This window comes from Mesorhizobium sp. M4B.F.Ca.ET.089.01.1.1 (assembly GCF_004022605.1).
GTDB lineage: Bacteria > Pseudomonadota > Alphaproteobacteria > Rhizobiales > Rhizobiaceae > Mesorhizobium > Mesorhizobium abyssinicae.
Window position 1 is genome coordinate 1 of record NZ_RZOS01001201.1, and the last position, 601, is coordinate 601.

General features: G+C 50.7%; 1 protein-coding gene. It reads right to left on the bottom strand.

Going from position 1 to position 601, the window contains the following annotated elements:
• Positions 1–106: 106 nt before the first annotated feature.
• Positions 107–601, bottom strand: a 495-nt coding sequence (locus tag EN780_RS36770) for a LysR substrate-binding domain-containing protein (protein ID WP_245500261.1), incomplete at its 5' end; no start/stop codon positions are given.

The window sequence follows — 601 nt, forward strand, 5'->3', positions numbered from 1 at the left end:
ACCTGAGCGGCAAGGTGTTGAAGCGCTAACTGGTTGCCGCCTATAATCCGCCGACCCGGCCTGGCCCGGATAACCGGGGCGACCGATAAGCTTATTTACCGGGTTCTCAAGAGCCTGCTAGCGCGAAACGCTTGCGGCTCCGCCGTTTATTCGCCGGTTCGTGTCTCAACGATTGTTCACGTTTTATCACCTCAACGAATGTTTCCACAATCGCGGACTCGTGTGAAAACTTATCACTGCCTCGGCGCCAAAATACCACGTAATGGTATCTCGCTGCCGGCTGAAAAGGAACGATCTTCAAATTGAAGATCTGATATTGCTGCGCAATAAATTCGTTGTCGACTGCGACACCCAAACCATAGGCTATAAAAGAGGCGTCTAAGCCTATTATGTCCGAATGGATCTTCGGCCTTAAAGGTCCCCGCCCGTACGAAAAACCCAGCTTGGTAGAAGTGTATTCTCTCTCTAGAGCGATAAGGGGCTGATCTACGATGTCATCCACAGTGATGATGTTTTTTTCGGCAAGGTGATGGTCGGGGTGCAATACGCAAACGCTCTTGCTTTCGTCAACTATCTGCCACTCAAAGAAGCGCTCGTCCAA